Raw genomic sequence first — 21,038 nt, 5'->3', positions numbered from 1 at the left:
CCTCTAATCAGAAAAGGTAGAAAATGAAAATCGCAATCATAGGATATTCTGGAGCCGGCAAGTCAACTCTAGCTGAAAAGTTGTCAAACTACTACTCCATCCCCAAACTGCATATGGACACACTCCAATTTCAACCTGGTTGGCAAGACAGTGACCGCGAATGGATGCTGGACGAGATGAAAAACTTTCTCACAAAGCACGAAGCTTGGGTCATCGACGGCAACTACTCTTGGTGTTGCTATGAAGAAAGAATGCTGGAAGCTGACCAAATCATCTTTCTCAACTTTTCCCCATGGACTTGTCTCTTTCGAGCCTTTAAACGGTATCTCACATACCGAGGTAAAGTCAGAGAAAGTATGGCAGCAGGCTGTCCTGAACGCTTTGACTGGGATTTTATCCGATGGATTCTCTGGGATGGGCGGACAAAACATGCTAAAGAACGCTATCAACGGGTTCAAGAAACCTACCCTGAGAAAGTAATTGTCCTCCGGTCGCAAAAGGAGATGGATTACTTCTTAGAAAATCTCGCGCATAACAAGAAAAACCAACGTGTATAACGTTGGTTTTTTGCTATTACCCAATCACACTTCCGTTTGGTACAGCTGGATCAACTGTTAGAAGGGTTAATTTGCCATCATGTTCAGCTGAGAGGATCATTCCTTGACTGACATATTTTTTCATCATCTTGCGTGGTTTGAGGTTGGCAACGATTTGGACTTTCTTGCCGACCAATTCTTGTTCGTTTGGGTAGTATTTTGCAATTCCTGAGAGGATTTGACGGTCTTGACCATCACCAGCATCTAGTCGGAATTGAAGCAACTTGTCAGAACCTTCAACTTTAGACACTTCTTTGACTTCTGCGACACGGATCTCGACCTTATCAAAGTCTTCAAACTTGATTTCATCCTTGTTGAGTTTGAGTTCAACTTCATCTGGATTCCATTCTTTTTCGACGGCTGGTTTGTTGCCTTCCATTTGTTCCTTGATATAGGCAATCTCTTCTTCCATGTCGAGACGTGGGAAGATTGGTGTTCCTTTGGCAACAACAGTCACACCTGCAGGGAAATCTGCCAAGCTCAAGTTTTCTAGGCTAGAAACTTCTGCTAGACCAAGTTGTGCCAATACAGCGCGACTAGTTCCCATCATAAATGGCTCAATCATGTGAGCTACGACACGAAGGCTGGCTGCCAAGTGGCTCATGACACTTGCCAATTGGTCACGGTGCTCTTCATCCTTAGCCAAGACCCATGGGGCTGTCTCATCGATGTATTTGTTAGTGCGAGAGATAAGGGTCCAGACTGCTTCAAGGGCACGTGGGTAATCAACGGCTTCCATGTGTGTATGGTAGCCTGCGATTGATTGTTCTGCAACCTCAGCAAGAGCATTATCAAACTCTGTTACACCCTCTACATAGGCAGGGATTTGCCCATCAAAATACTTGTTAATCATAGAAACCGTACGGTTAAGGAGGTTTCCAAGGTCATTGGCCAATTCATAGTTGATACGGCCGACATAGTCTTCTGGAGTGAAGGTTCCATCTGAACCGACTGGAAGGCTACGCATGAGGTAGTAACGAAGTGGATCCAGTCCATAACGCTCTACCAACATTTCAGGGTAAACGACATTCCCTTTAGACTTAGACATCTTGCCGTCTTTCATGACGAACCAACCGTGGGCAATCAAGCGGTCAGGCAATTTCATATCCAACATCATGAGAAGGATTGGCCAGTAGATGGAGTGGAAACGAAGAATGTCTTTTCCGACCATGTGGAAGACTGTTCCATTCCAGAATTTATCATAGTTAGCATGATCCTCTTGACCGTAACCAAGAGCAGTCGCATAGTTAAGAAGGGCATCAATCCAAACGTAGACAACGTGTTTTGGATTGGAAGGGACTGGCACACCCCAGGTAAAGGTTGTACGAGAAACCGCTAAGTCTTCCAAACCTGGCTCGATGAAGTTACGCAACATTTCATTAAGACGACCATCTGGAGTGATGAAGTCAGGGTGCGATTTGAAAAATTCTACCAAACAATCTTGGTATTTGCTGAGGCGAAGGAAATAAGACTCTTCTGAAACCCACTCTACTTCGTGACCAGATGGAGCAATACCACCAGTCACATTTCCAGCTTCGTCACGAAAAACTTCTGCAAGTTGACTTTCTGTAAAGAATTCCTCATCTGAAACTGAATACCAACCAGAGTATTCACCCAAGTAGATGTCATCTTGAGCAAGCAAGCGTTCAAAGACTTGTGCGACTACTTTTTCATGGTAGTCATCAGTTGTACGGATAAATTTATCATATGAGATATCTAATAATTTCCAAAGTTCTTTGACTCCAACCGCCATCCCATCAACATAAGCTTGAGGTGTAATCCCAGCTTCTTCTGCTTTTTGTTGAATCTTTTGACCATGCTCATCAAGACCAGTCAGATAAAAGACATCGTAGCCCATGAGGCGTTTGTAGCGAGCTAGGACATCACAAGCGATGGTTGTGTAGGCAGAACCGATATGAAGTTTACCAGATGGATAGTAAATCGGTGTTGTAATATAAAAATTCTTTTCAGACATAATTTTTCCTTTCCAGGCAAATGAAACCTGTTTTTCTAACACTTCATTATATCATATTTTCGGTGATTTTCGATAGGAAATTCCATACAAAAACAAGACAGACAAATATCCATCTTGTTTTTTCTGTTCTATGTCTTACTCATAGCGAAGGGCTTCAATTGGATCAAGCTTAGAGGCTTTATTGGCTGGCAAGACTCCAAATATCATACCAACGCTGGCTGATACAGCCAAGCTAAAGAGAGCAATTGGGAGGGAAACCCCAACTTCGATCCCTGCAATCATGTTTTGAAGCAATACTCCGGCTAACATGGTCATTCCAGCAGCAATCCCAAGGCCTATAACACCACCTAGCAAGGTCAAGATCATGGACTCAATCAAAAACTGAACTAAGATATTAGCTCGTGTAGCTCCGAGAGCCTTCCGCAGACCAATCTCACGCGTGCGTTCTGTCACCGAAACCAGCATGATATTCATAACACCAGTTCCCCCGACAAAGAGAGAGATTCCTGCGATGGCACTGATAACAGTGGTCATAAAACCAAATAGTTGTTGTACCTCTTGGAAGGCGGCAGTTGCGTCCGCAACTTGGTACTCCCCTTGTTGAAGACCTGCAATATCAGTCAGTTTTCGAGCCAACTCTGGACCCAAGGTCTGCGTTAGACTAGTATCATTGACACGAAAGACGATGTTCGAAATTTCATCAGTATTAAAATTGGCTGCGAGAGAGATATTGGTCGTAATTGGAAGACCACCAATCCCAAAGGCTTTAGCAGTTTTAGCTTCATTGCTTGTATAAACGCCAATCACACGGTAACTAAATTCATTGACAGAGATGACTTGATTAACCGCAGCTTCTGGACTATCAAACAAACTCTTGGCTAATTCTTCATCCAACAAAATCACACTGGCAAATTCCTTGTAGTCTTGCGGTCTTAGACTTCTACCCGCAACGATTTCATTTTCAACTGCGTTCATGTAGGTGCTATTCCCGCCTGTCAGAGTCGCTCGTTCAACCTTCTTATCCTTATAAGACAGGGTAACGTTAGTCGAGTTGGTGACATAGTAGCTGTCTACTCCTTTGAGTTTGGCAGCCTCCTTGACCCAAGACTCCAGTGGTTTTGGCGGTTCAACATGAACATCCTCTTCTTTCCCACTGACAGTCAAAGCGGATTGTTTCTGCGTAAAGGAGCCGTCCTTGCTTTTGATAGGAGAGAAAAAGACATGGATATCCTTCTGAGATTTGGTCATGTTTTTATTGACCTGACGAGACATGGAGTCTCCCAGAGCCATGATGACGACGACAGACGAAACTCCGATGATAATCCCGATCATGGTGAGGAAGGAACGCATCTTGTGGGCCATGATGGATGAAAAGGCAAATTTCAGATTCTGCATCTAGTTTTCCTCCTTTTCTACCTGAGTAATGTCTGATGAGATGACCCCATCACGAATGACAATCTGGCGTTTAGCATAGGCAGCTATCTCAGGCTCATGCGTGACCATGATAATGGTTTTCCCTTCCTTGTTTAACTCCACCAACAACTGCATAATTTGATTTCCCGTCTTGGTATCCAAGGCTCCTGTGGGTTCGTCTGCTAGGATGATAGAAGGATTATTTACCAAGGCACGGGCAATCGCTACACGTTGCTTTTGACCACCAGATAACTCAGAAGGCAAATGATGACTGCGCTCCGTTAGCTCAACCTTTTCCAGAAATTCCTCAGCCAATTTTCGACGTTTTGAAGCTGAAACTCCAGCGTAAATCAAGGGCAATTCAACGTTTTGAAGCGCATTGAGCTTAGACAAGAGAAAGAACTGCTGAAAGACAAAGCCGATTTGCTGGTTACGGACCTTGGCCAGTTGTTTCTCTCCAAGACCTCCAACTTCTTGCCCTTCAAGGTAGTACTCTCCACTGGTTGGTGTATCCAACATTCCGATGGTATTCATCAAAGTGGACTTACCAGAACCGGATGGTCCCATAATGGCGACAAACTCACCTTCTTGAACTTCTAAGTTAATATTTTTTAGGACCTGCAGTTCTTGGTCACCATTTCGATAACTCCTGCAGATATTTTTTAGACTAATTAGTTTCTTCATCAGCCTTCACCTCTTTTCCTTCTTCCAAGGAAGATGTTGGAATACTGATGACCTTGGCTCCGTCTGTCACACCTGAAGTAATTTCTTGGTTGTCTGCGTCCGCATTCCCCAAAGTAACTTCTACCTTCTTCACTTTCTTCTGGTCGTCTACTAGCCAGACATAGTTTTTGTCATTTTCGGTAATGACACTTGTCAAAGGAACAAGGATGGCCTTACTCTTGTTTTTGACTTCCACACTGACTGAGAAGCCTTGTTTCAACTCACCGATATCGCTGGTCACATCAACAGTATAAGGGTACTTAGATCCAGTATTCCCTCCAAGGGCTGCATTTGCTGCTTCTCCATTGTTTTTAGGATAATCAGAAATATAGCTGATTTTTCCAGTCCAGCTCTTATCTTGGTAAACCTTCGAAGTAAAGGTAACTTCTTGCCCAACAGAAAGGTTAGCAAGGTTGTATTCAGACAACTCCCCTTTGACCTGCAAGTTTTCATTACTTACGACATGTACTACCACTTGGCTATTACCTGTTGGCGATTTGGAAACATTACGATTAACTTCAACTACAGTCCCTTCTAGTGTACTGAGGACAGTTGCGGCATCTAGCTGTGCTTGAGCCTTGTTGAGCTGAGCCACAGCATCTGCACGGTTATCCTTGGCATCACTGATTTGAGAGTCGATAGAGGATACTGAAGAAGTCGCTGCTTGCGCTTGTTCTGGGAGTCCAGCTTCTGTTGGAACCTGTGGAGAAGCTGGTGTAGCTGATGCATTTTCACGAGCCTTGTTTAACTCCTCGATATGACGGTCTGCCTTTGCAACTGCACGATCGGCTGCATCATAGGCAGCTTGAGCATCTGCACTGCTGTATTTGACCAACGCTTGCCCTTCTTCGACCTTGTCCCCGACTGAAACGAGAATTTCATCTAAATCTCCCTTACTAGCATCAAAATAAACGTATTGTTCATTTTTTGCTGTAACCGAACCTGACAAGAGAACCGATGAAGCAACAGAACCTTCCTTAGCAGTAACGATATGGGAGGTTTCCTCCTTGACAGCTGACTGGGAAGGTTGTCTAAAAATCAAAATCCCCGCAGCACCGATAACAATAGCACTGGCAACACCAATCGCTGTGTATAATTGCCATTTTTTTGCCTTCTTATTTCTTTTCATTTTTAAGCTCCTTTATTCTTTTGCCTTACAAAAACCATTATATCAGAAATACCGAGACCAAACAATGACAGTTCAGATGGAAACAATGACAATTCAGGATCATTATTTCGTTCGGTATTCGTTTATTGGATTATTGTGCTAGATATATAATACAATATCTTTTTGAATTTGGCAAGCGTTTTTATAATTTTTTTATCGTAGCAGATTTTTGCATTCAAAAAATAAAAACGATAGAATATGACTATCAAAGCTATAAGGAGTTTTCTATGAGAGAATATGATATCATCGCTATCGGTGGAGGAAGCGGCGGCATTGCCACTATGAACCGAGCTGGCGAACACGGTGCTAAAGCTGCTGTTATCGAAGAGAAAAAATTAGGTGGAACCTGCGTCAATGTCGGCTGTGTTCCTAAAAAAATCATGTGGTATGGAGCGCAAATCGCTGAAAGCTTCCACCACTACGGCCCTGACTATGGTTTTACAAGTTCAGATGTTCAATTTGATTTCGCAAAACTTCGTCAAAACCGTGAAGCCTACATCGATCGTGCTCGCTCATCTTATGATGGAAGTTTCAAGCGCAACGGGGTTGATTTGATTGAAGGTCGTGCTCATTTTGTTGATGCCCATACCGTCAGCGTTAATGGTGAATTGATTCGTGCCAAGCATATCGTGATTGCGACTGGCGCTCGTCCAAGCATCCCAACTATTCCTGGAGCTGAACTCGGTGGTAGCTCAGACGATGTCTTTGCTTGGGAGCAACTTCCTGACTCCGTTGCGATTCTTGGAGCTGGTTATATCGCGGTTGAATTAGCAGGTGTTCTCCACGCGCTAGGAGTAAAAACGGATTTGTTTGTCCGTCGTGATCGTCCCTTGCGTGGTTTTGACAGCTACATCGTTGAAGGACTTGTCAATGAAATGGAAAAAACAGGTCTACCTTTGCACACACATAAGGTACCCGTCAAGCTCGAAGAAACGGAGCAAGGTATTACCATTCATTTCGAAGACGGCTCTAGTCACACTGCCAGCCAAGTTATCTGGGCTACCGGTCGCCGTCCAAATGTAGACGGTCTGGAGTTAGAAAAGGCTGGCGTCACACTCAACCAACGTGGATTTATCCAAGTGGATGAGTATCAAAATACAGTTGTAGATGGCATCTATGCTCTTGGAGATGTGACTGGTGAGAAGGAACTGACCCCGGTAGCCATCAAGGCAGGACGTACCTTATCTGAACGCCTCTTCAACGGGAAAACAAATGCCAAGATGGACTACACGACTATCCCTACTGTTGTCTTCTCCCACCCAGCAATCGGAACGGTTGGTTTAACCGAGGATCAAGCTATCAAAGAATACGGCCAAGATAACATCAAAGTCTACAAGTCAAGCTTTGCATCTATGTACTCAGCCGTTACAAGCCATCGTCAAGAGTCTCGCTTCAAACTCATCACCGCCGGTGATGACGAAAAAGTTATTGGCCTACACGGACTTGGTTACGGAGTGGATGAGATGATTCAAGGATTCGCTGTTGCCATCAAGATGGGAGCTACCAAGGCAGACTTTGATGCTACAGTAGCTATCCACCCAACTGCCTCAGAAGAATTTGTAACCATGCGCTAATTATCACAAGAGACCACATGTGGTCTCTTTTTACTTGCAAAATCGGCCGTTACAAAATTGTTACCTTGATTTCAAAAATTGGTTGACTTTTGTTTCTGAATTAGTATAATAGTTACTATAATTTTGAAAAGAGGTTAACAGTTTTGAAAAAAGCTCATATCTATGCCATTCCTGCTATCGGCGCTGCTCTCATCGCCGTATTGGCACAAATCAGTCTCCCTATCGGTCCTGTACCTTTCACCCTGCAAAACTTTGCGATCGGTCTGATTGCTACTGTTTTTAGACCCAGAGAAGCTGTTCTATCTGTAGCTCTCTATCTCTTGCTGGGTGCCATTGGTTTACCTGTTTTTGCAGGGGGAGGAGCTGGATTTCACGTTTTAGTCGGTCCAAGTGCAGGCTATCTTTGGTTCGACCTTGTCTATGCTGGACTTACATCTTATCTCATCCATCAAAAAAGTGGCTACATTCGCATTTTCCTAGCCAACCTCTTGGGTGACTCCCTCGTCTTTGTCGGAGGTATTCTCAGCCTCCACTTCCTTGCTGGTATGCCACTTGACAAGGCACTCGCTGTTGGCGTCCTTCCCTTTATCCTCCCTGATCTTGGTAAGATTATTGCCATTAGTTTCATTAGTCGTCCCCTACTCGAACGATTGAAAAGTCTTCCATATTTTTCAAGATAAAAGAATAGTCCAGAACAATTGTTCTGGACTATTTCCTTTCTAAGAATCAACTGTACACTATTTAGATACTCGACTATTCTTATACCAGTATGAATATTAATCGTTTTATTCTTCAAATTATAGCTATTCACAATATGCAAAGTAGAAAAGTATTCTAATTGATTCAAACCGAATAAGCTTCTATTGATTTTGGATGCTTAGCAATTGTATACTTTTCAGAAAACGCATTTTCAATGATTGAGCTATATTTTATAAATCATTTATGATACAATAGAGCTACCTAAAAGATTCAGAAAATTTAATGTTCATTGATTGTTTATATTAACTTGAACATTCTGATTTTTCTTCATTCAAAAATAACTGTAAATAATTATAAGTAGAAAGGTAATTCTATGGCAAAGAATACTCGTGAGCTAATCATTGGGGCTCTCATCACACTAGCTAAGAAAAATCCTCAGCGTAGTTCCTTTACAATGACTGAAATTGCTGCTGAAGCTGGTATTTCACGACAAGCGATTTATCAAAAGCATTTTAACAACTTTGAAGATATTATCGAATACATTCACGAAGAGACCAATCAGCACATTTTTAACGTCTTTAATAAGTACTGCCCTAGCAATGATGGAGATCCTATCAGCTTTTTAGCAGACCATATACTTCCGCTCATATACGAAAAAAGGGAAATTGTTAACACCTTGTACACCACACAAGTCGACCCATGTTGGAAGGAATTTCTGCGTGGAACATACTCAGAGTGGGTACTAAAGAATGTCAATTACCAACTGAAATATAATTTTAATAAAGAGGACATCGCTTATATCATTACGACCATGGCAATCTCTTTCATTGAAGTCTGGATTCGTAAGGATGATCCAACACCACCTGAAGAGTATAGAGAGACTTTTATTCAATTGTCTAAAACTTCTCTGTGTGACTATATTGTGTCCTAAAAAAAGAATCTTGAGTTGCACTCAAGATTCTTTTTATTGTTGCCCTTTAAAGGCATCGACCATTACCTGAAATTCTTCATTGGAAAGCGTGATTCCTTTGCCCATTTTGGTATGGTCTGGGCTCCAAGCGCGAATGTCAAACTTTGCAGGGGCACCATTAAAGCTAACGCGATTTAGTTCTTTTGTCCATCCTTTGTCATTTTCAGACAAGGTGAGCAAGTGTTCTTCGATTTCAAATGTAAATTCTGCCATTTTAACTCCTTTATGTGATATGCTTTCTATAGTCTATTCGTAAAAATCTTGTGGTTTTTAGGAAAATTTTATATAATGTGGATATATAAGAAGGGAGGATTCTATGAGACAGACATTCAAACTAGTTCTAGATAAACTACATGGTTTTCTCAATGGGAATGATGATCATCCTCAAATCGAGGATAACTCCCTCACTGCTATGATTGAACAAGCCATCCAAAGAAAGACGGCTGTTCATGTCATACTTGCTGAGACAAGTTTTACGGGTGATATTGTTAAACACGATGCTAATCGCCAACAAATTATCGTCAAAAATTTTTCAAAAAACGTGACCCGAATCATTCGTATCAGTGATATTAAACGACTTCGTTTTGTTCCCTCAACCGTACAAAAAGCTCAGAAAAATCTATTTAAGAAAGAGTGAGATGTTCTTTGCATCCCACTCTTTTTCTTAACGAATTTGTTCAAAATGAAGATGAACAGCGATATGGTCGCCATAACCACTTCTCTCCAAATCGCGTTGCAAGCGATAAGAGATATAATGTTCTGCGATTGTAATGTAGCCAGCTCCAAGCAAGCGGTGCTCAACCATTGACTGGATCATGCTGATAGTGGCACGTTCTACTTTTGCTTCTTCCAAGTCCAAAACGACTTTTTTAGTAACTTGAGCTAAGTTTTGACGTAGGTCATCAGTCAAAACATAAACTGTTTGGGCTGCTTTTAGAACAGCTTGGTAAATTTTATCTGGATCAAATTCAGCAATTTCTCCATTACGTTTGATTACTTGCATAAGGTTCTCCTTTATTCTTTGTTTTCTTTGATTTCAGCCAGCATCTTTTCTTCTTCGGCTGTCAGTTTATAGTTTTCTAGCAGGTCAGGTCTGCGTTCGTAGGTTTTCTTTAGACTCTCATACAGCCGCCACTGGCGAATCTTTTCATGGTGCCCACTCATGAGCACATCTGGCACGACCATACCTCGATAGTCATAAGGGCGAGTGTACTGAGGATATTCGAGAAGACCCGAAGAAAAGCTATCATCCTGGTGACTAGACTCCTTACCAATCACTTCCGGTATCAATCGCACAGTCGCATCGATCATGGTCATGGCCGCCAATTCTCCTCCAGTCAAAACATAGTCTCCTAGGGAAATTTCATCAGTTACCAAGGTCTTGATGCGCTCGTCATACCCTTCATAATGACCGCAGATAAAGATTAGTTCTTCCTCTTGAGCCAAATCCTCAGCATAAGTCTGATCAAACTGCTTTCCAGCTGGATCGAGGAGAATGACGCGCGGATTTTTCTTTTCAATAGCATCAAAGGCATCGAAAATGGGTTGAGCCCTTAGCAACATCCCCTGACCGCCTCCGTAAGGTTCATCGTCAACATGACGGGCCTTTTCAGCATATTCTCTGAAATTATGATACTGGATATCCAAGAGCCCTTTTTCTCGAGCCTTCCCAACAATCGAGTGTTCCAGCGGAGAAAACATCTCAGGAAAGAGGGTTAAAATATCAATCTTCATCATCTAGTCCTTCTAAGATTTCCACTTCGACCCGCTTGTTTGGAATATCAACATTGAGAACTACTGGTGGAATGTAAGGTAAAAGCAAATCTCGCTTACCTTTTCGCTTGACTACCCAGACATCATTGGCTCCCGGTTGTAGGATTTCCTTGATAGTTCCTATCAAGTTATCACCCTCGTAAACATCCAAACCGATAATCTCGTGATAATAGAATTCTCCATCATCTAGATCGTTCAAATCTTCCTCGGCGACCTTGAGACTATAACCCTTGTACTTTTCAATCGCATTGATATGGTACATGTCTTTGAATTTGATAATGTCAAAGTTCTTATGCTTACGGTGACTTGCGATGGTCACTGTTTGGACAAACTGGTCTTTATCATCAAATAAAGCCAGCTCTGCCCCTTTTTTAAACCGTTCCTCAGCAAAATCCGTCACAGACAAGACTCGCATCTCCCCCTGTAGACCCTGCGTATTAACGATTTTCCCAACATTAAAGTAGTTCATCTTGTCTCCTGTACTCTCCTTCTTTCCATCTTATTCTGACAATTCTCGAATAATATTCGCAATTTTTTCTGATTCAGACCATTGTAAATAATGGTGATTCCCTCCTAAAATGAGTTTAGTATTGGAAGTCCAATATTCTGAGTCTCTGTATTCTTTTTCTCTATAAGCCTGACAAAAAATAAATACAGGGACATGAGCTTCTATAGATACATTCTTAAAATCTTCCTCAGTAATCTCACAATATATATGAAATTCTGGAACTTGTCTTTCCAACTCTGAATCTTTTTCTTGCACTAAATCCCAGATTTCTTCATTAGTTTCAGAGCTAAATGCTGCTTGAGTTATGTTCTTAAAATAGACTTCGGGGCCACACTCTTCAATCAGTCTCATTTGCTCTTCCATTTCTGGATAAGGATTTTCTGAAAAATCAGAAAACATTACTTTTTTAGTTGTTGGTTCAATTGCTACTAAAGCCTGACACTTAATTGATTTGTTCATCAATTTGCAAGCTAAAATTCCACTCAAACTATGTGCACAAAGTATATATTCATAAATCGCCAATTCTTCAAGTACTTCATAAACCGCGTCTACAAGATTGTCCAGATTTTTTCCAGATTGGTCATGAATCGGACTCCTACCTGTGTTTGGAAAATCAATTGTCAAATAACCAATTGTGGGAGGAAGTTTTTCAAGTATAAGTGAAAAATTTTCATAACTTGGTAGCAAACCTGCGCCATTTAAACAAACAAGCACTTTCTTTTGCTTTTTATAAGTAACAGAGAGGCTGCCAATTTTTGTAGTTACTTCAAATCGTTTCATAAAGAAATCCACTCATTCTATAACAATGATTTATTAAAAACCCTTATCCTTTATTTTATCACGTTCTAGGGATTTTCACAAGTTGAAGAAAAAAGACACTATAGATATTTTCCCTCCAAAAATTCTTCCAAATCTCGTTCATGTTGGTACTTAATGGCAGCCTTCTTATCTTTGTCAAAGATGGTTTTGGTTAGATCAATGTCGTTTATGGTCGCGATTGCGACGGTGTAGTGAATGATATCAGCTAGTTCTTTGGCTAGTTCCTCATTTGAGTCCTGGACAGACTCTTTTCGACCAGAGCGCCCGTTCAAGACCTCGGCTACTTCTCCGACTTCCTCCACTAGCTTGATAAAGAGACCTTCCTCAGTCCGAGATTGCTGGTAATGTTCGAGTAAGTAAGCTTGTAATTGTCTAAACGTTAAATCCTTCATCTTCTCCTCCTCACAAAAAAGCGAGACTTCTGTCCCGCTTTTCTTATTTTTCGTCGATAACGATTCTTACTTTCTTGTCTTCAGTTGGGACAGAGTAGACAATCGTTCTTATCGCTGAGATAGTGCGACCTTTACGACCGATAACACGACCGACATCGCTTTGGTCAAGATCCAAGTGATACTCCAAAAACTCTGGTGTGTCTTCGATCTTGATAGTTAAGGCATCAGGTTGTGAAATCAAAGGTTTCACAATCGCAATAATGAGATTTTCAATCGTATCCATCTGTCAACCTACTTTAAACTTATTTTGAGAATTTAGAATCGTGGAATTTTTTCAATACGCCTTCTTTTGAAAGGATGTTGCGAACTGTATCTGAAGGTTGAGCTCCATCAGCCAACCATGCAAGAACGCGGTCTTCTTTCAAAGTTACTTGGTTTTCAGCAACAAGTGGGTTGTAAGTACCAACTGTTTCGATGAAACGTCCGTCACGTGGTGAACGTGAGTCTGCTACGTTGATACGGTAGAAAGGTTTTTTCTTAGAACCCATACGAGTCAAACGGATTTTAACTGCCATTTTTTAATGTCTCTTTTCTTATTTTTTTATTTCGGTGAAATAGCTGAGCTATTTACCACATGTTCTATTATATCAGATTTCTGACAGGTGTCAAGAAAAAAACTTGACAGAGTTTTAATTTTTTTTACTACTAGAAATTTTTAGTAAAATATTTTACATTTGAAATCAAACTCCTTTTAAGGTACAATGATAGAAATGAATTTTTTGAGAGGTTAACAATGAAAAAACTAGCAACCCTTCTTTTACTATCAACTGTAGCCCTTGCTGGATGTACTAGTATCCAACGTGGTCTCCGTGGTGATGAGTATGTCAACTCTAGCATCTCAGCTGAAGAAAGCTCAAAAGCAGCTGCTCAAGCTGCCAAAGATTTGAATGACGCTTTGACCAATGAAAATGCCAACTTTCCTCAACTTTCTAAGGAAGTTGCTGAAGATGAAGCCGAGGTCATTTTACACACAAATCAAGGCGATGTACGCATCAAACTCTTTCCAAAACTAGCACCTCTTGCGGTTGAAAATTTCCTTACTCACGCTAAGGAAGGCTACTATAATGGCATCACCTTCCATCGTGTTATTGATGGCTTTATGGTCCAAACTGGAGATCCTAAGGGAGATGGTACAGGGGGCCAATCCATCTGGCATGATAAGGATAAAACGAAGGACAAGGGAACTGGTTTCAAAAACGAAATTTCTCCTTACCTATACAATATCCGCGGAGCCCTTGCTATGGCTAACACAGGTCAACCAAACACCAACGGTAGCCAATTCTTCATCAACCAAAACTCAACAGATATTTCTGCTAAACTCCCTACTAGCAAGTATCCAAAGAAAATCATCAAAGCCTATAAAGAGGGCGGAAATCCTAGCCTAGATGGCAAACATCCTGTCTTTGGTCAAGTCATCGATGGCATGGATGTTGTCGACAAGATTGCCAAGGCTGAAAAAGATGAGAAAGACAAACCAACGTCTGCTATCACCATTGATAGTATTGAAGTGGTGAAAGACTACGACTTCAGTAAAAAATAAGCCATCAACAGATAAGGAGACGATGACATGATTTTATTTTGGGGTTCTAAAGGTTATCAAAAAGATTTGGGACATACGCAAACTGCGATCGAATGTGGTCACTGTAACAATGTCGACACTTGGGAGATCGTAGAAACTGGACGCAAGTTCACCCTCTACTGGATTCCACTTTTTCCTTATGGTAAAAGTTACTTCGTTTCTTGTCCGATTTGCCACTACGGTAAAGAAATTGAGAAATCTGAAATTGAAAGCTTGTTAAATTACTAGTCAAAAAGGCCAAGTCATTTCGACTTGGATTTTTTATAACTATTTATGTTAGCTTATTAAAATCCCAGATTTGGTCCATCCAGCCTTCATAAAAGTCTGGTTCGTGGCAAACCATAAGAATCGATCCCTTGTATTCTTTGAGAGCGCGTTTGAGTTCATCCTTGGCATCTACATCCAAGTGGTTGGTCGGCTCGTCCAGCACTAAGACGTTGTTTTCACGGTTCATCAAGAGACAGAAACGCACCTTGGCCTGTTCCCCACCTGACAAGACCTGAATTTGGCTTTCAATGTGCTTAGTCGTCAAACCACAGCGGGCAAGGGCTGCACGGACTTCTGCTTGGTTAAGGGCAGGAAAGGCATTCCAGACAGCCTCTAGTGGTGTTTGACGATTTCCACCTTCTACTTCCTGTTCAAAGTAGCCAAGTTCTAGGTAATCACCGCGTTCAACTTCTCCAGCGATTGGTGGGATAATTCCCAAGAGAGACTTCAAGAGAGTTGTTTTCCCGATACCATTGGCCCCGATAATAGCAACCTTTTGATTGCGTTCAAAAGTAAGGTTTAAAGGCTTGGTAAGAGGACGGTCATAACCAATCTGCAAGTCCTTGGCTTGGAATATAAAGCGCCCTGGCGTACGAGCTGGTTTGAAATCAAAGGATGGTTTTGGCTTCTCACTTTGCAGTTCGATAATATCCATCTTATCAAGTTTCTTTTGACGGGACATGGCCATATTTCGTGTTGCAACACGCGCTTTGTTTCGAGCGACAAAGTCCTTGAGGTCCGCAATCTCTTTCTGCTGACGTTCGTAGGCTGCTTCCAACTGAGATTTCTTCATGGCATAGACTTCTTGGAACTGGTAGTAGTCACCAGAGTAACGCGTCAACTGTTGATTTTCCACATGGTAGACGATATTGATTACGTCGTTGAGGAAAGGAATATCGTGAGAAATAAGGACAAAGGCATTCTCATAGTTTTGGAGATAACGCTTGAGCCAGTCAATGTGTTCAGCATCCAAGTAGTTGGTTGGCTCGTCAAGCAACAAAATATCTGGTTTTTCAAGGAGGAGTTTAGCCAAAAGCACCTTGGTTCTTTGTCCACCTGACAAAGAGGTTACATCCGTATCCATACCATAATCCATGACACCAAGAGCACGCGCTACTTCATCAATCTTAGCATCTAAAGTATAAAAATCACGACTCTCCAAACGGTCTTGGAGTTCGCCAACTTCTTCCATCAGCGCATCGATATCTGCGCCCTCTTCTGCCATTTCCATATAGAGGTCATTGATACGTGCTTCTGCTTTGAAAAGCTCATCAAAGGCAGTACGGAGTACATCACGCACAGTTTGACCTTCCTTTAGCACAGCATGCTGATCCAGGTAGCCAGCAGTCACATACTTAGACCACTCTACCTTCCCTTCGTCTGGTAACATCTTACCAGTCACAATGCTCATAAAGGTTGATTTCCCTTCACCATTGGCACCGACTAAGCCGATATGCTCTCCCTTGAGGAGACGGAAAGACACATCTTCAAAAATTGCACGGTCACCAAAACCGTGACTTAAATTTTTAACTTCTAAAATACTCATTCTAATTCCTTATCTTGTTTTTATGTAGTCCTTTATAGAGGAGCCAAGCCAAATAGCCTCCCAGGGTATTGGTCCACAAATCATCAATCTCAAAGACCCGATTAAAATCAAAGAAAAAGTCTAAAACTAGTTGTGTGCACTCGATTCCCAAACTCAGTATAAAACTGAGAAGAAGAATCCTTTTAGTTTTTCTTAGAGAGGGAAAGAGATAGAGCAGTTGAAAAACCAAAGGAAATAGCAAGAAGACATTTAAAATGTTCTGCAAAAAGATCCAAATAACTTGTCCCAAACTGGTTACTTCACCTAGATTCCAAAGGGAGTTTAAGGGAGTTAAAAGAAAAACCAGGCGTCCAAAAGTTTGAATACCTGGAGTTTCCACTCCTGTAGGAAGTTGAGGCTGGGGAGTAAAACAAAAACAGACAATGCATAGACTGTAAACAGCCACTCCCAATCTTAAGATTAATTCTCTTTTTTTAGTCATTTTATGGATTTACCGCTGCGACTGCCTTCTGGCGATCACGTTTCATTGTATTAGAGCGTAATTGTCCACAAGCTGCATCAATATCTGTACCATGTTCTTGACGAACAACACAGTTGACCCCTTTTTTCTTGAGGGTATCATAGAAGGCCATCACGCGCTCTTTAGGACTACGGCTATATTGGTCATGTTCACTAACTGGGTTATAGGGAATCAAGTTTACATAAGACAATTTCTTGATGTTCTTGAGCAATTCAGCCAACTCCAAGGCTTGTTCAACACCATCATTGACTTCATTGAGCATGATATATTCAAAGGTCACACGGCGATTGGTTGTTTCGATATAGTACTCAATAGCAGCAAAGAGTTTTTCAATCGGAAAGGCACGATTAATTTTCATGATGCTTGAACGCAATTCATTATTGGGTGCGTGAAGGGACACAGCCAGATTGACCTGTACGCCTTCATTAGCAAAGTCACGAATTTTGTGGGCCAAACCTGAAGTTGAAACTGTGATGTGACGAGCACCGATAGCCATCCCCTTATCATCATTGATGGTACGAACAAAATTCAATACATTGTTGTAGTTATCAAATGGTTCACCAATTCCCATAACAACAATATGACTGACACGCTCATCCTGACCACGCTCATCAAAATATTTTTGAACCAGCATGATCTGCGCTACAATTTCCCCGTTATTAAGGTCACGTTGCTTCTTGATCAAACCTGACGCACAGAAGGTACAACCAATATTACAGCCGACCTGAGTGGTCACACAGACTGACAGTCCATAGTGTTGACGCATCAGTACTGTCTCAATCAACATCCCATCTGGCAACTCGAAAAGATACTTAACAGTACCGTCAGCCGACTCTTGTACGATGCGTTGTTTCAATGGATTTACCACAAACTGCTCATTGAGCTTGGCAATCAAATCCTTGGAAAGGTTGGTCATTTCTTCAAATGACTGGACACGTTTACGGTAGAGCCATTCCCAGATTTGATCTGCTCGGAATTTCTTTTCTCCTTGTTCTAATACCCATTCTTGCATGGTTTGACGTGTTAAACTATAAATAGACGGTTTCATCTCTTCTCCTTATTCTCTATCTATTTCTGACGAATGACAAAATGGCGCTGTCCCTTGTCCTCTTTCTGAGACTTTTGATCCTTATGACGACGTCTATTTCTCTTATCCGTATTTGGTTTTCTCTTGTTTTGCGAAGGTTTCTTGCTTCTTCTAGAAAGGTTTTCCTCTTCCTTTTTACGCATTTTCTTGTCAAATGAAGCCCGCTTCGGTGCTTGATTTTCTAGGACAAAATAGGCACAACCATAACTACAGTACTCCAAAAGATAGTCCTGTAAGCGGCTAATCTTTTCATTTTTTTCCTCTGTTCGGTCGTCTTTGTAAAAACCACGTAGACGGAGCTGTTCATTACTCCAGTCGCCAACGACATAATCAAACTTGGTCAACACTTCTGAGAAGCGTTGATTAAAGACTGTCACATCGAAGGCATCCTTGATATTTTCAACCAAGGTAAAAGCAATCCCTTCAGTCTCAACCTTATCCCCATTCACATGAAATTCTGGGCCAGGAAACTTGTTATAGTTGTATAATTCAGGTGCAATTTCTTTACGCATAGTCTTCCTTTTCCACGATTACTTAACACTCTATTTTACCATAATTTCTAGCAGTTAGCACGTTTCTCATAAAAATGAAAAAAGTCTGACGATTTTGTCAGACTTCTGCTTTATAACCTTAAAAAGAGAAGATTGACTCTTCCCTCCATATTTTTTATTTAGCTGCTGCGTAAAGCTCGTCTACTTTGTTCCAGTTAATGACTGAGAAGAAAGCTTTGATGTAGTCAGGACGTACATTGCGGTATTTCACATAGTAAGCATGTTCCCAAACGTCCAAGCCCAAAATTGGTTTTTTACCTTCTGAGATTGGTGTGTCTTGGTTTGCTGTTGAAGTTACTTCAAGTTTCCCTTCTTTGTTGACAACCAACCATGCCCATCCAGAACCAAAACGAGTTGTAGCCGCTGCTGTAAAGGCTGCTTGGAACTCTTCAAATGAACCAAATGTTGCGTCGATTGCTGCTGCAAGTTCTGCTGATGGAGCTGTTTTTTCCGGAGTCATCAATTCCCAGAAAAGAGCGTGGTTCAAGTGTCCACCACCATTGTTGATAAGTGCTTGACGGATATCAGCTGGGATAGAATCTACATCAGCAAGCAAAGCTTCAAGGTCTTCACCAATTTCAGGGTGTTTTTCAAGAGCAGCATTTGCATTGTTGACATAAGTTTGGTGGTGTTTGTCATGGTGCAAGTGCATTGTTTCTGCATCGATGTATGGTTCCAATGCATCGTAAGCGTATGGAAGATCTGGTAAGATAATAGCCATCTGTAATACCTCTTTTTCTTTCTATATAAAAATGATAACGCAATCATCCTGTTTTTTCAAGTTTTTTGCTCAGTTTGCTTCTGCCGCGATCTGTAAAAGTGCCTTTTCAAACAGGTACCCTTTTTCATAGACACCTGTCTTAATCTGGTAGTCCGTTTCAATCAAATAAGAAATCGCTCGCTTGAGAAATGCCAAGGAAATCCCTCTCGAATCTCTCAATGCAAACTTGATTTGATAAGGATTAGGATTGCGTCCTAGATAACTACCTAAACTACTTGCAATCTGCGATTCCGTCTGACCAGCCTCTGATAAAATCTTCACTTGGGTAAAGGTTCGGAACTGTCCTAACATGACAGCTATGAGCTTAATTTCATCCTCCCCTTTCAAGGTCAAGTCTCTGACCAAGTCACGGGCCTGATCAATCTTCTTATCCAAGATAAACTGAGTTAAGTCGAAAATATTGTCTTGCAAAGTCTTTGGAATAGCCTCGACAATGTCCTTCTCCTCAATCACGCCATCTGACTTATAAGACTGTAAAAAGAGGAGATTTTTCTGGATTTCACTAAATTGAAATCCGGATTTGAGAAGTAGATTTTCAAAAGACTTTTCTGCAAACTGCAGACCTTGTGTCTGGCTCCATTTTTGGAAATACTGGCGAAGTTCTTGTTCTTTAGGTTCAATAGCATCAAATACAGTCGCATCTCGTTTGAGCAATTTGACCAGCCGTCTTTTACTATCTAACTTTCCTTCTGCAAAAATCAACAACTTGGTTGTTGGCGAAGGGTTATCAAAGTATGCCTCAAACGACTTGAGCTCATCATCTGCTAAAAATCGTTTCTTGGCTGTTGTGATATCGACAAAATGGTCTAATATCACGATTTTCTCATCCGCAAAAAAAGGGAGACTGACCAACTCCAACTCTAAGTCTTTATAAGCTACTTCTTTCATATCAAAGTAAGCAAAGTTGAGATCAGCTGGATCATAACCAATCTGTTTCAATACTTGACTCTTCATAACTTCAAACTGACCCTGGTCTGTCCCAGTAAATAGATTCAAGCTAGATAAATTTGATAGAGATACCTTTTGACTCTCTTCTATGGCTAGCATCTTCTCTCCTTTCTTCTGATTTTTTATTAAACTTAATCAATATAGCGCAATTTCCCACGGAAATCTTCTAGGTTCTCGTACCCTTTTTCCGCCATAATAGCTTTCAGTTCATTGGTAATGCGTTCAAAAGCACCGACGCCTTCTTTGTGAAGGGTAGTCCCTACTTGCACCATACTCGCACCGCAGAGGATGTGTTCAAAGGCATCACGACCCGTTAGAACACCACCAGTTCCGATGATTTGAATTTGCGGATTGAGACGTTGGTAGAAGGCATGTACATTCGCTAGAGCAGTTGGTTTGATGTACTCTCCACCAATGCCACCAAAACCATTTTTAGGACGAATCACGACAGACTCATCTTCTATATAAAGGCCATTTCCGATAGAGTTAACACAGTTGACAAACTTAAGCGGATATTTGTTGAAAATAGCTGCTGCTTGGTCAAAGTGAACAATGTCAAAATATGGTGGTAATTTAATTCCAAGAGGTTTGGTAAAGTAGGCAAATACTTCTGCCAAAATCCGGTCTGTTGTCTCAAAATCATAGGCAATCTGGGGTTTTCCTGGAACATTTGGACAAGAAAGATTAAGCTCTGTCAGCCCTTTGAATTCACTCTCTTGAACTTTTTTCAAGATGGTATGTGTTTCTTCTGGAGACATGCCGACTAGGGAAAGGAAGAAAGTACGGTTTGGCTCTTTTTCCTGCAAGTCCAAAAGATAGTCCAGATAGTAGTCTAAGCCATTATTTGGTAAGCCCATGGAGTTGATAGAACCAAGTGGAACATCCTGGTAGCGTGGCTCAGGATTGCCCTGACGAAAGTCCAAGGTCGCTGTCTTCGTGACAAAAGTACCCGCTGCTGAGTTTTTGACCCCTTCAAGCTCTTCTATCGTCATACAAGCCACACCCGCTGCATTCATCAAGCAATTGTCAAACTCAAAGCCAGCTATTTGTGTTTTCGTTGATACCATGATTCTGATCCTCCAGATTCCT

26 protein-coding genes are annotated in these 21,038 nt (G+C 41.4%); 7 read left to right on the top strand and 19 right to left on the bottom strand.

The window, feature by feature from the left end; genetic code table 11:
- Positions 1–23: 23 nt before the first annotated feature.
- The gene (locus V470_03705) at positions 24–557 is read left to right on the top strand and encodes a topology modulation protein (protein AHZ47543.1); all 534 of its coding nucleotides are present in this window, start codon (positions 24–26) and stop codon (positions 555–557) included.
- A 16-nt stretch (positions 558–573) separates the two neighbouring features.
- On the opposite strand, the gene V470_03700 is transcribed toward V470_03705, so the two are convergent.
- The 4 genes from V470_03700 to V470_03685 all read right to left on the bottom strand — a co-directional run bounded on the left by V470_03700 (position 574) and on the right by V470_03685 (position 5,836).
- Positions 574–2,571: a methionine--tRNA ligase gene (locus tag V470_03700; GenBank protein AHZ47542.1), complete on the bottom strand. Its 1,998-nt coding sequence runs from the start codon at positions 2,569–2,571 to the stop codon at positions 574–576.
- Positions 2,572–2,706: 135 nt separating this feature from the next.
- Positions 2,707–3,966: a membrane protein gene (locus V470_03695; GenBank protein ID AHZ47541.1), complete on the bottom strand. Its 1,260-nt coding sequence runs from the start codon at positions 3,964–3,966 to the stop codon at positions 2,707–2,709.
- A complete protein-coding gene (locus V470_03690) occupies positions 3,967–4,668 on the bottom strand; it encodes a macrolide ABC transporter ATP-binding protein (GenBank protein ID AHZ47540.1) in 702 nt (233 codons plus the stop codon).
- Positions 4,652–5,836, bottom strand: a complete 1,185-nt coding sequence (locus V470_03685; GenBank protein ID AHZ47539.1) for a transporter — start codon at positions 5,834–5,836, stop codon at positions 4,652–4,654. Before V470_03685 ends, V470_03690 begins: the two co-directional genes overlap by 17 nt.
- A gap of 266 nt (positions 5,837–6,102) precedes the next feature.
- Between V470_03685 and V470_03680 the strand changes: the two genes are divergently transcribed.
- The 3 genes from V470_03680 (at position 6,103) to V470_03670 (ending at position 9,079) form a co-directional block, all read left to right on the top strand.
- The gene (locus V470_03680) at positions 6,103–7,449 is read left to right on the top strand and encodes a glutathione reductase (protein ID AHZ47538.1); all 1,347 of its coding nucleotides are present in this window, start codon (positions 6,103–6,105) and stop codon (positions 7,447–7,449) included.
- A 143-nt stretch (positions 7,450–7,592) separates the two neighbouring features.
- A complete protein-coding gene (locus V470_03675) occupies positions 7,593–8,129 on the top strand; it encodes a biotin synthase (GenBank protein AHZ47537.1) in 537 nt (178 codons plus the stop codon).
- A 392-nt stretch (positions 8,130–8,521) separates the two neighbouring features.
- Positions 8,522–9,079 (top strand): TetR family transcriptional regulator, encoded by a 558-nt coding sequence (locus tag V470_03670; protein ID AHZ47536.1) that lies wholly within the window; start codon positions 8,522–8,524, stop codon positions 9,077–9,079.
- 33 nt (positions 9,080–9,112) lie between these two features.
- Here V470_03670 and V470_03665 read toward each other — a convergent pair whose 3' ends face one another.
- Positions 9,113–9,331, bottom strand: a complete 219-nt coding sequence (locus V470_03665; protein AHZ47535.1) for a seryl-tRNA synthetase — start codon at positions 9,329–9,331, stop codon at positions 9,113–9,115.
- Between the two features lie 103 nt (positions 9,332–9,434).
- Here V470_03665 and V470_03660 point away from each other — a divergent pair, with 103 nt between their 5' ends.
- Positions 9,435–9,755 (top strand): hypothetical protein, encoded by a 321-nt coding sequence (locus tag V470_03660; protein ID AHZ47534.1) that lies wholly within the window; start codon positions 9,435–9,437, stop codon positions 9,753–9,755.
- A gap of 27 nt (positions 9,756–9,782) precedes the next feature.
- On the opposite strand, the gene V470_03655 is transcribed toward V470_03660, so the two are convergent.
- From V470_03655 to rpsP, 7 genes are all read right to left on the bottom strand, one after another.
- Entirely contained in the window at positions 9,783–10,121 is a 339-nt protein-coding gene (locus V470_03655; protein AHZ47533.1) for a ribonucleoside-triphosphate reductase, read from the bottom strand.
- 11 nt (positions 10,122–10,132) lie between these two features.
- The gene (locus tag V470_03650; GenBank protein AHZ47532.1) at positions 10,133–10,852 is read right to left on the bottom strand and encodes a tRNA (guanine-N1)-methyltransferase; all 720 of its coding nucleotides are present in this window, start codon (positions 10,850–10,852) and stop codon (positions 10,133–10,135) included.
- On the bottom strand, positions 10,842–11,360 hold the full coding sequence (locus tag V470_03645) for a 16S rRNA processing protein RimM (protein ID AHZ47531.1): 519 nt from the start codon (positions 11,358–11,360) through the stop codon (positions 10,842–10,844). Before V470_03645 ends, V470_03650 begins: the two co-directional genes overlap by 11 nt.
- A 30-nt stretch (positions 11,361–11,390) precedes the next feature.
- A complete protein-coding gene (locus tag V470_03640; protein ID AHZ47530.1) occupies positions 11,391–12,179 on the bottom strand; it encodes an alpha/beta hydrolase in 789 nt (262 codons plus the stop codon).
- A 98-nt stretch (positions 12,180–12,277) separates the two neighbouring features.
- Positions 12,278–12,610 carry a nucleotide pyrophosphohydrolase gene (locus tag V470_03635; protein AHZ47529.1) on the bottom strand — a complete coding sequence of 111 codons (333 nt, stop codon included), beginning with the start codon at positions 12,608–12,610 and terminating at the stop codon, positions 12,278–12,280.
- A 43-nt stretch (positions 12,611–12,653) separates the two neighbouring features.
- Positions 12,654–12,893, bottom strand: a complete 240-nt coding sequence (locus V470_03630; protein ID AHZ47528.1) for an RNA-binding protein — start codon at positions 12,891–12,893, stop codon at positions 12,654–12,656.
- A gap of 19 nt (positions 12,894–12,912) precedes the next feature.
- Positions 12,913–13,185, bottom strand: a complete 273-nt coding sequence (gene rpsP, locus V470_03625) for a 30S ribosomal protein S16 (protein AHZ47527.1) — start codon at positions 13,183–13,185, stop codon at positions 12,913–12,915.
- Positions 13,186–13,403: 218 nt separating this feature from the next.
- Here rpsP and V470_03620 point away from each other — a divergent pair, with 218 nt between their 5' ends.
- Both V470_03620 and V470_03615 read left to right on the top strand, forming a co-directional pair.
- Positions 13,404–14,210: a peptidylprolyl isomerase gene (locus tag V470_03620; protein ID AHZ47526.1), complete on the top strand. Its 807-nt coding sequence runs from the start codon at positions 13,404–13,406 to the stop codon at positions 14,208–14,210.
- Positions 14,211–14,240: 30 nt separating this feature from the next.
- Positions 14,241–14,477 carry a hypothetical protein gene (locus tag V470_03615; protein AHZ47525.2) on the top strand — a complete coding sequence of 79 codons (237 nt, stop codon included), beginning with the start codon at positions 14,241–14,243 and terminating at the stop codon, positions 14,475–14,477.
- A 43-nt stretch (positions 14,478–14,520) separates the two neighbouring features.
- On the opposite strand, the gene V470_03610 is transcribed toward V470_03615, so the two are convergent.
- The 7 genes from V470_03610 to V470_03580 all read right to left on the bottom strand — a co-directional run bounded on the left by V470_03610 (position 14,521) and on the right by V470_03580 (position 21,016).
- Positions 14,521–16,062: a heme ABC transporter ATP-binding protein gene (locus V470_03610; GenBank protein ID AHZ47524.1), complete on the bottom strand. Its 1,542-nt coding sequence runs from the start codon at positions 16,060–16,062 to the stop codon at positions 14,521–14,523.
- 1 nt (position 16,063) lies between these two features.
- A complete protein-coding gene (locus V470_03605; GenBank protein ID AHZ47523.1) occupies positions 16,064–16,543 on the bottom strand; it encodes an antibiotic resistance protein VanZ in 480 nt (159 codons plus the stop codon).
- Between the two features lies 1 nt (position 16,544).
- Positions 16,545–17,630 (bottom strand): ribosomal RNA large subunit methyltransferase N, encoded by a 1,086-nt coding sequence (locus V470_03600; protein ID AHZ47522.1) that lies wholly within the window; start codon positions 17,628–17,630, stop codon positions 16,545–16,547.
- Positions 17,631–17,650: 20 nt separating this feature from the next.
- Positions 17,651–18,181, bottom strand: a complete 531-nt coding sequence (locus V470_03595) for a transcriptional regulator (protein AHZ47521.1) — start codon at positions 18,179–18,181, stop codon at positions 17,651–17,653.
- A gap of 154 nt (positions 18,182–18,335) precedes the next feature.
- On the bottom strand, positions 18,336–18,941 hold the full coding sequence (locus V470_03590) for a superoxide dismutase (protein AHZ47520.1): 606 nt from the start codon (positions 18,939–18,941) through the stop codon (positions 18,336–18,338).
- A 69-nt stretch (positions 18,942–19,010) separates the two neighbouring features.
- Positions 19,011–20,048 (bottom strand): DNA polymerase III subunit delta, encoded by a 1,038-nt coding sequence (locus V470_03585; GenBank protein ID AHZ47519.1) that lies wholly within the window; start codon positions 20,046–20,048, stop codon positions 19,011–19,013.
- Between the two features lie 32 nt (positions 20,049–20,080).
- The gene (locus tag V470_03580; protein ID AHZ47518.1) at positions 20,081–21,016 is read right to left on the bottom strand and encodes a dihydroorotate dehydrogenase; all 936 of its coding nucleotides are present in this window, start codon (positions 21,014–21,016) and stop codon (positions 20,081–20,083) included.
- Positions 21,017–21,038 lie beyond the last annotated feature (22 nt).

It is taken from the genome of Streptococcus sp. VT 162 (genome assembly GCA_000688775.2).
Classification (GTDB): Bacteria; Bacillota; Bacilli; order Lactobacillales; family Streptococcaceae; genus Streptococcus.
The sequence above is the reverse complement of the archived record's forward strand: the minus strand, read 5'-3'. Positions and strand labels throughout refer to the sequence as shown.

Coding starts and splice junctions, on each gene's coding strand:
- V470_03590 (AHZ47520.1), bottom strand. CDS start 18,941: ATGGCTATTATCTTACCAGATCTTCCATACGCTTACGATGCATTGGAA.
- V470_03645 (AHZ47531.1), bottom strand. CDS start 11,360: ATGAACTACTTTAATGTTGGGAAAATCGTTAATACGCAGGGTCTACAG.
- V470_03600 (AHZ47522.1), bottom strand. CDS start 17,630: ATGAAACCGTCTATTTATAGTTTAACACGTCAAACCATGCAAGAATGG.
- V470_03670 (AHZ47536.1), top strand. CDS start 8,522: ATGGCAAAGAATACTCGTGAGCTAATCATTGGGGCTCTCATCACACTA.
- V470_03585 (AHZ47519.1), bottom strand. CDS start 20,048: ATGCTAGCCATAGAAGAGAGTCAAAAGGTATCTCTATCAAATTTATCT.
- V470_03630 (AHZ47528.1), bottom strand. CDS start 12,893: ATGGATACGATTGAAAATCTCATTATTGCGATTGTGAAACCTTTGATT.
- rpsP (AHZ47527.1), bottom strand. CDS start 13,185: ATGGCAGTTAAAATCCGTTTGACTCGTATGGGTTCTAAGAAAAAACCT.
- V470_03610 (AHZ47524.1), bottom strand. CDS start 16,062: ATGAGTATTTTAGAAGTTAAAAATTTAAGTCACGGTTTTGGTGACCGT.
- V470_03660 (AHZ47534.1), top strand. CDS start 9,435: ATGAGACAGACATTCAAACTAGTTCTAGATAAACTACATGGTTTTCTC.
- V470_03695 (AHZ47541.1), bottom strand. CDS start 3,966: ATGCAGAATCTGAAATTTGCCTTTTCATCCATCATGGCCCACAAGATG.
- V470_03705 (AHZ47543.1), top strand. CDS start 24: ATGAAAATCGCAATCATAGGATATTCTGGAGCCGGCAAGTCAACTCTA.
- V470_03665 (AHZ47535.1), bottom strand. CDS start 9,331: ATGGCAGAATTTACATTTGAAATCGAAGAACACTTGCTCACCTTGTCT.
- V470_03620 (AHZ47526.1), top strand. CDS start 13,404: ATGAAAAAACTAGCAACCCTTCTTTTACTATCAACTGTAGCCCTTGCT.
- V470_03685 (AHZ47539.1), bottom strand. CDS start 5,836: ATGAAAAGAAATAAGAAGGCAAAAAAATGGCAATTATACACAGCGATT.
- V470_03635 (AHZ47529.1), bottom strand. CDS start 12,610: ATGAAGGATTTAACGTTTAGACAATTACAAGCTTACTTACTCGAACAT.
- V470_03700 (AHZ47542.1), bottom strand. CDS start 2,571: ATGTCTGAAAAGAATTTTTATATTACAACACCGATTTACTATCCATCT.
- V470_03580 (AHZ47518.1), bottom strand. CDS start 21,016: ATGGTATCAACGAAAACACAAATAGCTGGCTTTGAGTTTGACAATTGC.
- V470_03595 (AHZ47521.1), bottom strand. CDS start 18,181: ATGCGTAAAGAAATTGCACCTGAATTATACAACTATAACAAGTTTCCT.
- V470_03605 (AHZ47523.1), bottom strand. CDS start 16,543: ATGACTAAAAAAAGAGAATTAATCTTAAGATTGGGAGTGGCTGTTTAC.
- V470_03655 (AHZ47533.1), bottom strand. CDS start 10,121: ATGCAAGTAATCAAACGTAATGGAGAAATTGCTGAATTTGATCCAGAT.
- V470_03640 (AHZ47530.1), bottom strand. CDS start 12,179: ATGAAACGATTTGAAGTAACTACAAAAATTGGCAGCCTCTCTGTTACT.
- V470_03690 (AHZ47540.1), bottom strand. CDS start 4,668: ATGAAGAAACTAATTAGTCTAAAAAATATCTGCAGGAGTTATCGAAAT.
- V470_03680 (AHZ47538.1), top strand. CDS start 6,103: ATGAGAGAATATGATATCATCGCTATCGGTGGAGGAAGCGGCGGCATT.
- V470_03650 (AHZ47532.1), bottom strand. CDS start 10,852: ATGAAGATTGATATTTTAACCCTCTTTCCTGAGATGTTTTCTCCGCTG.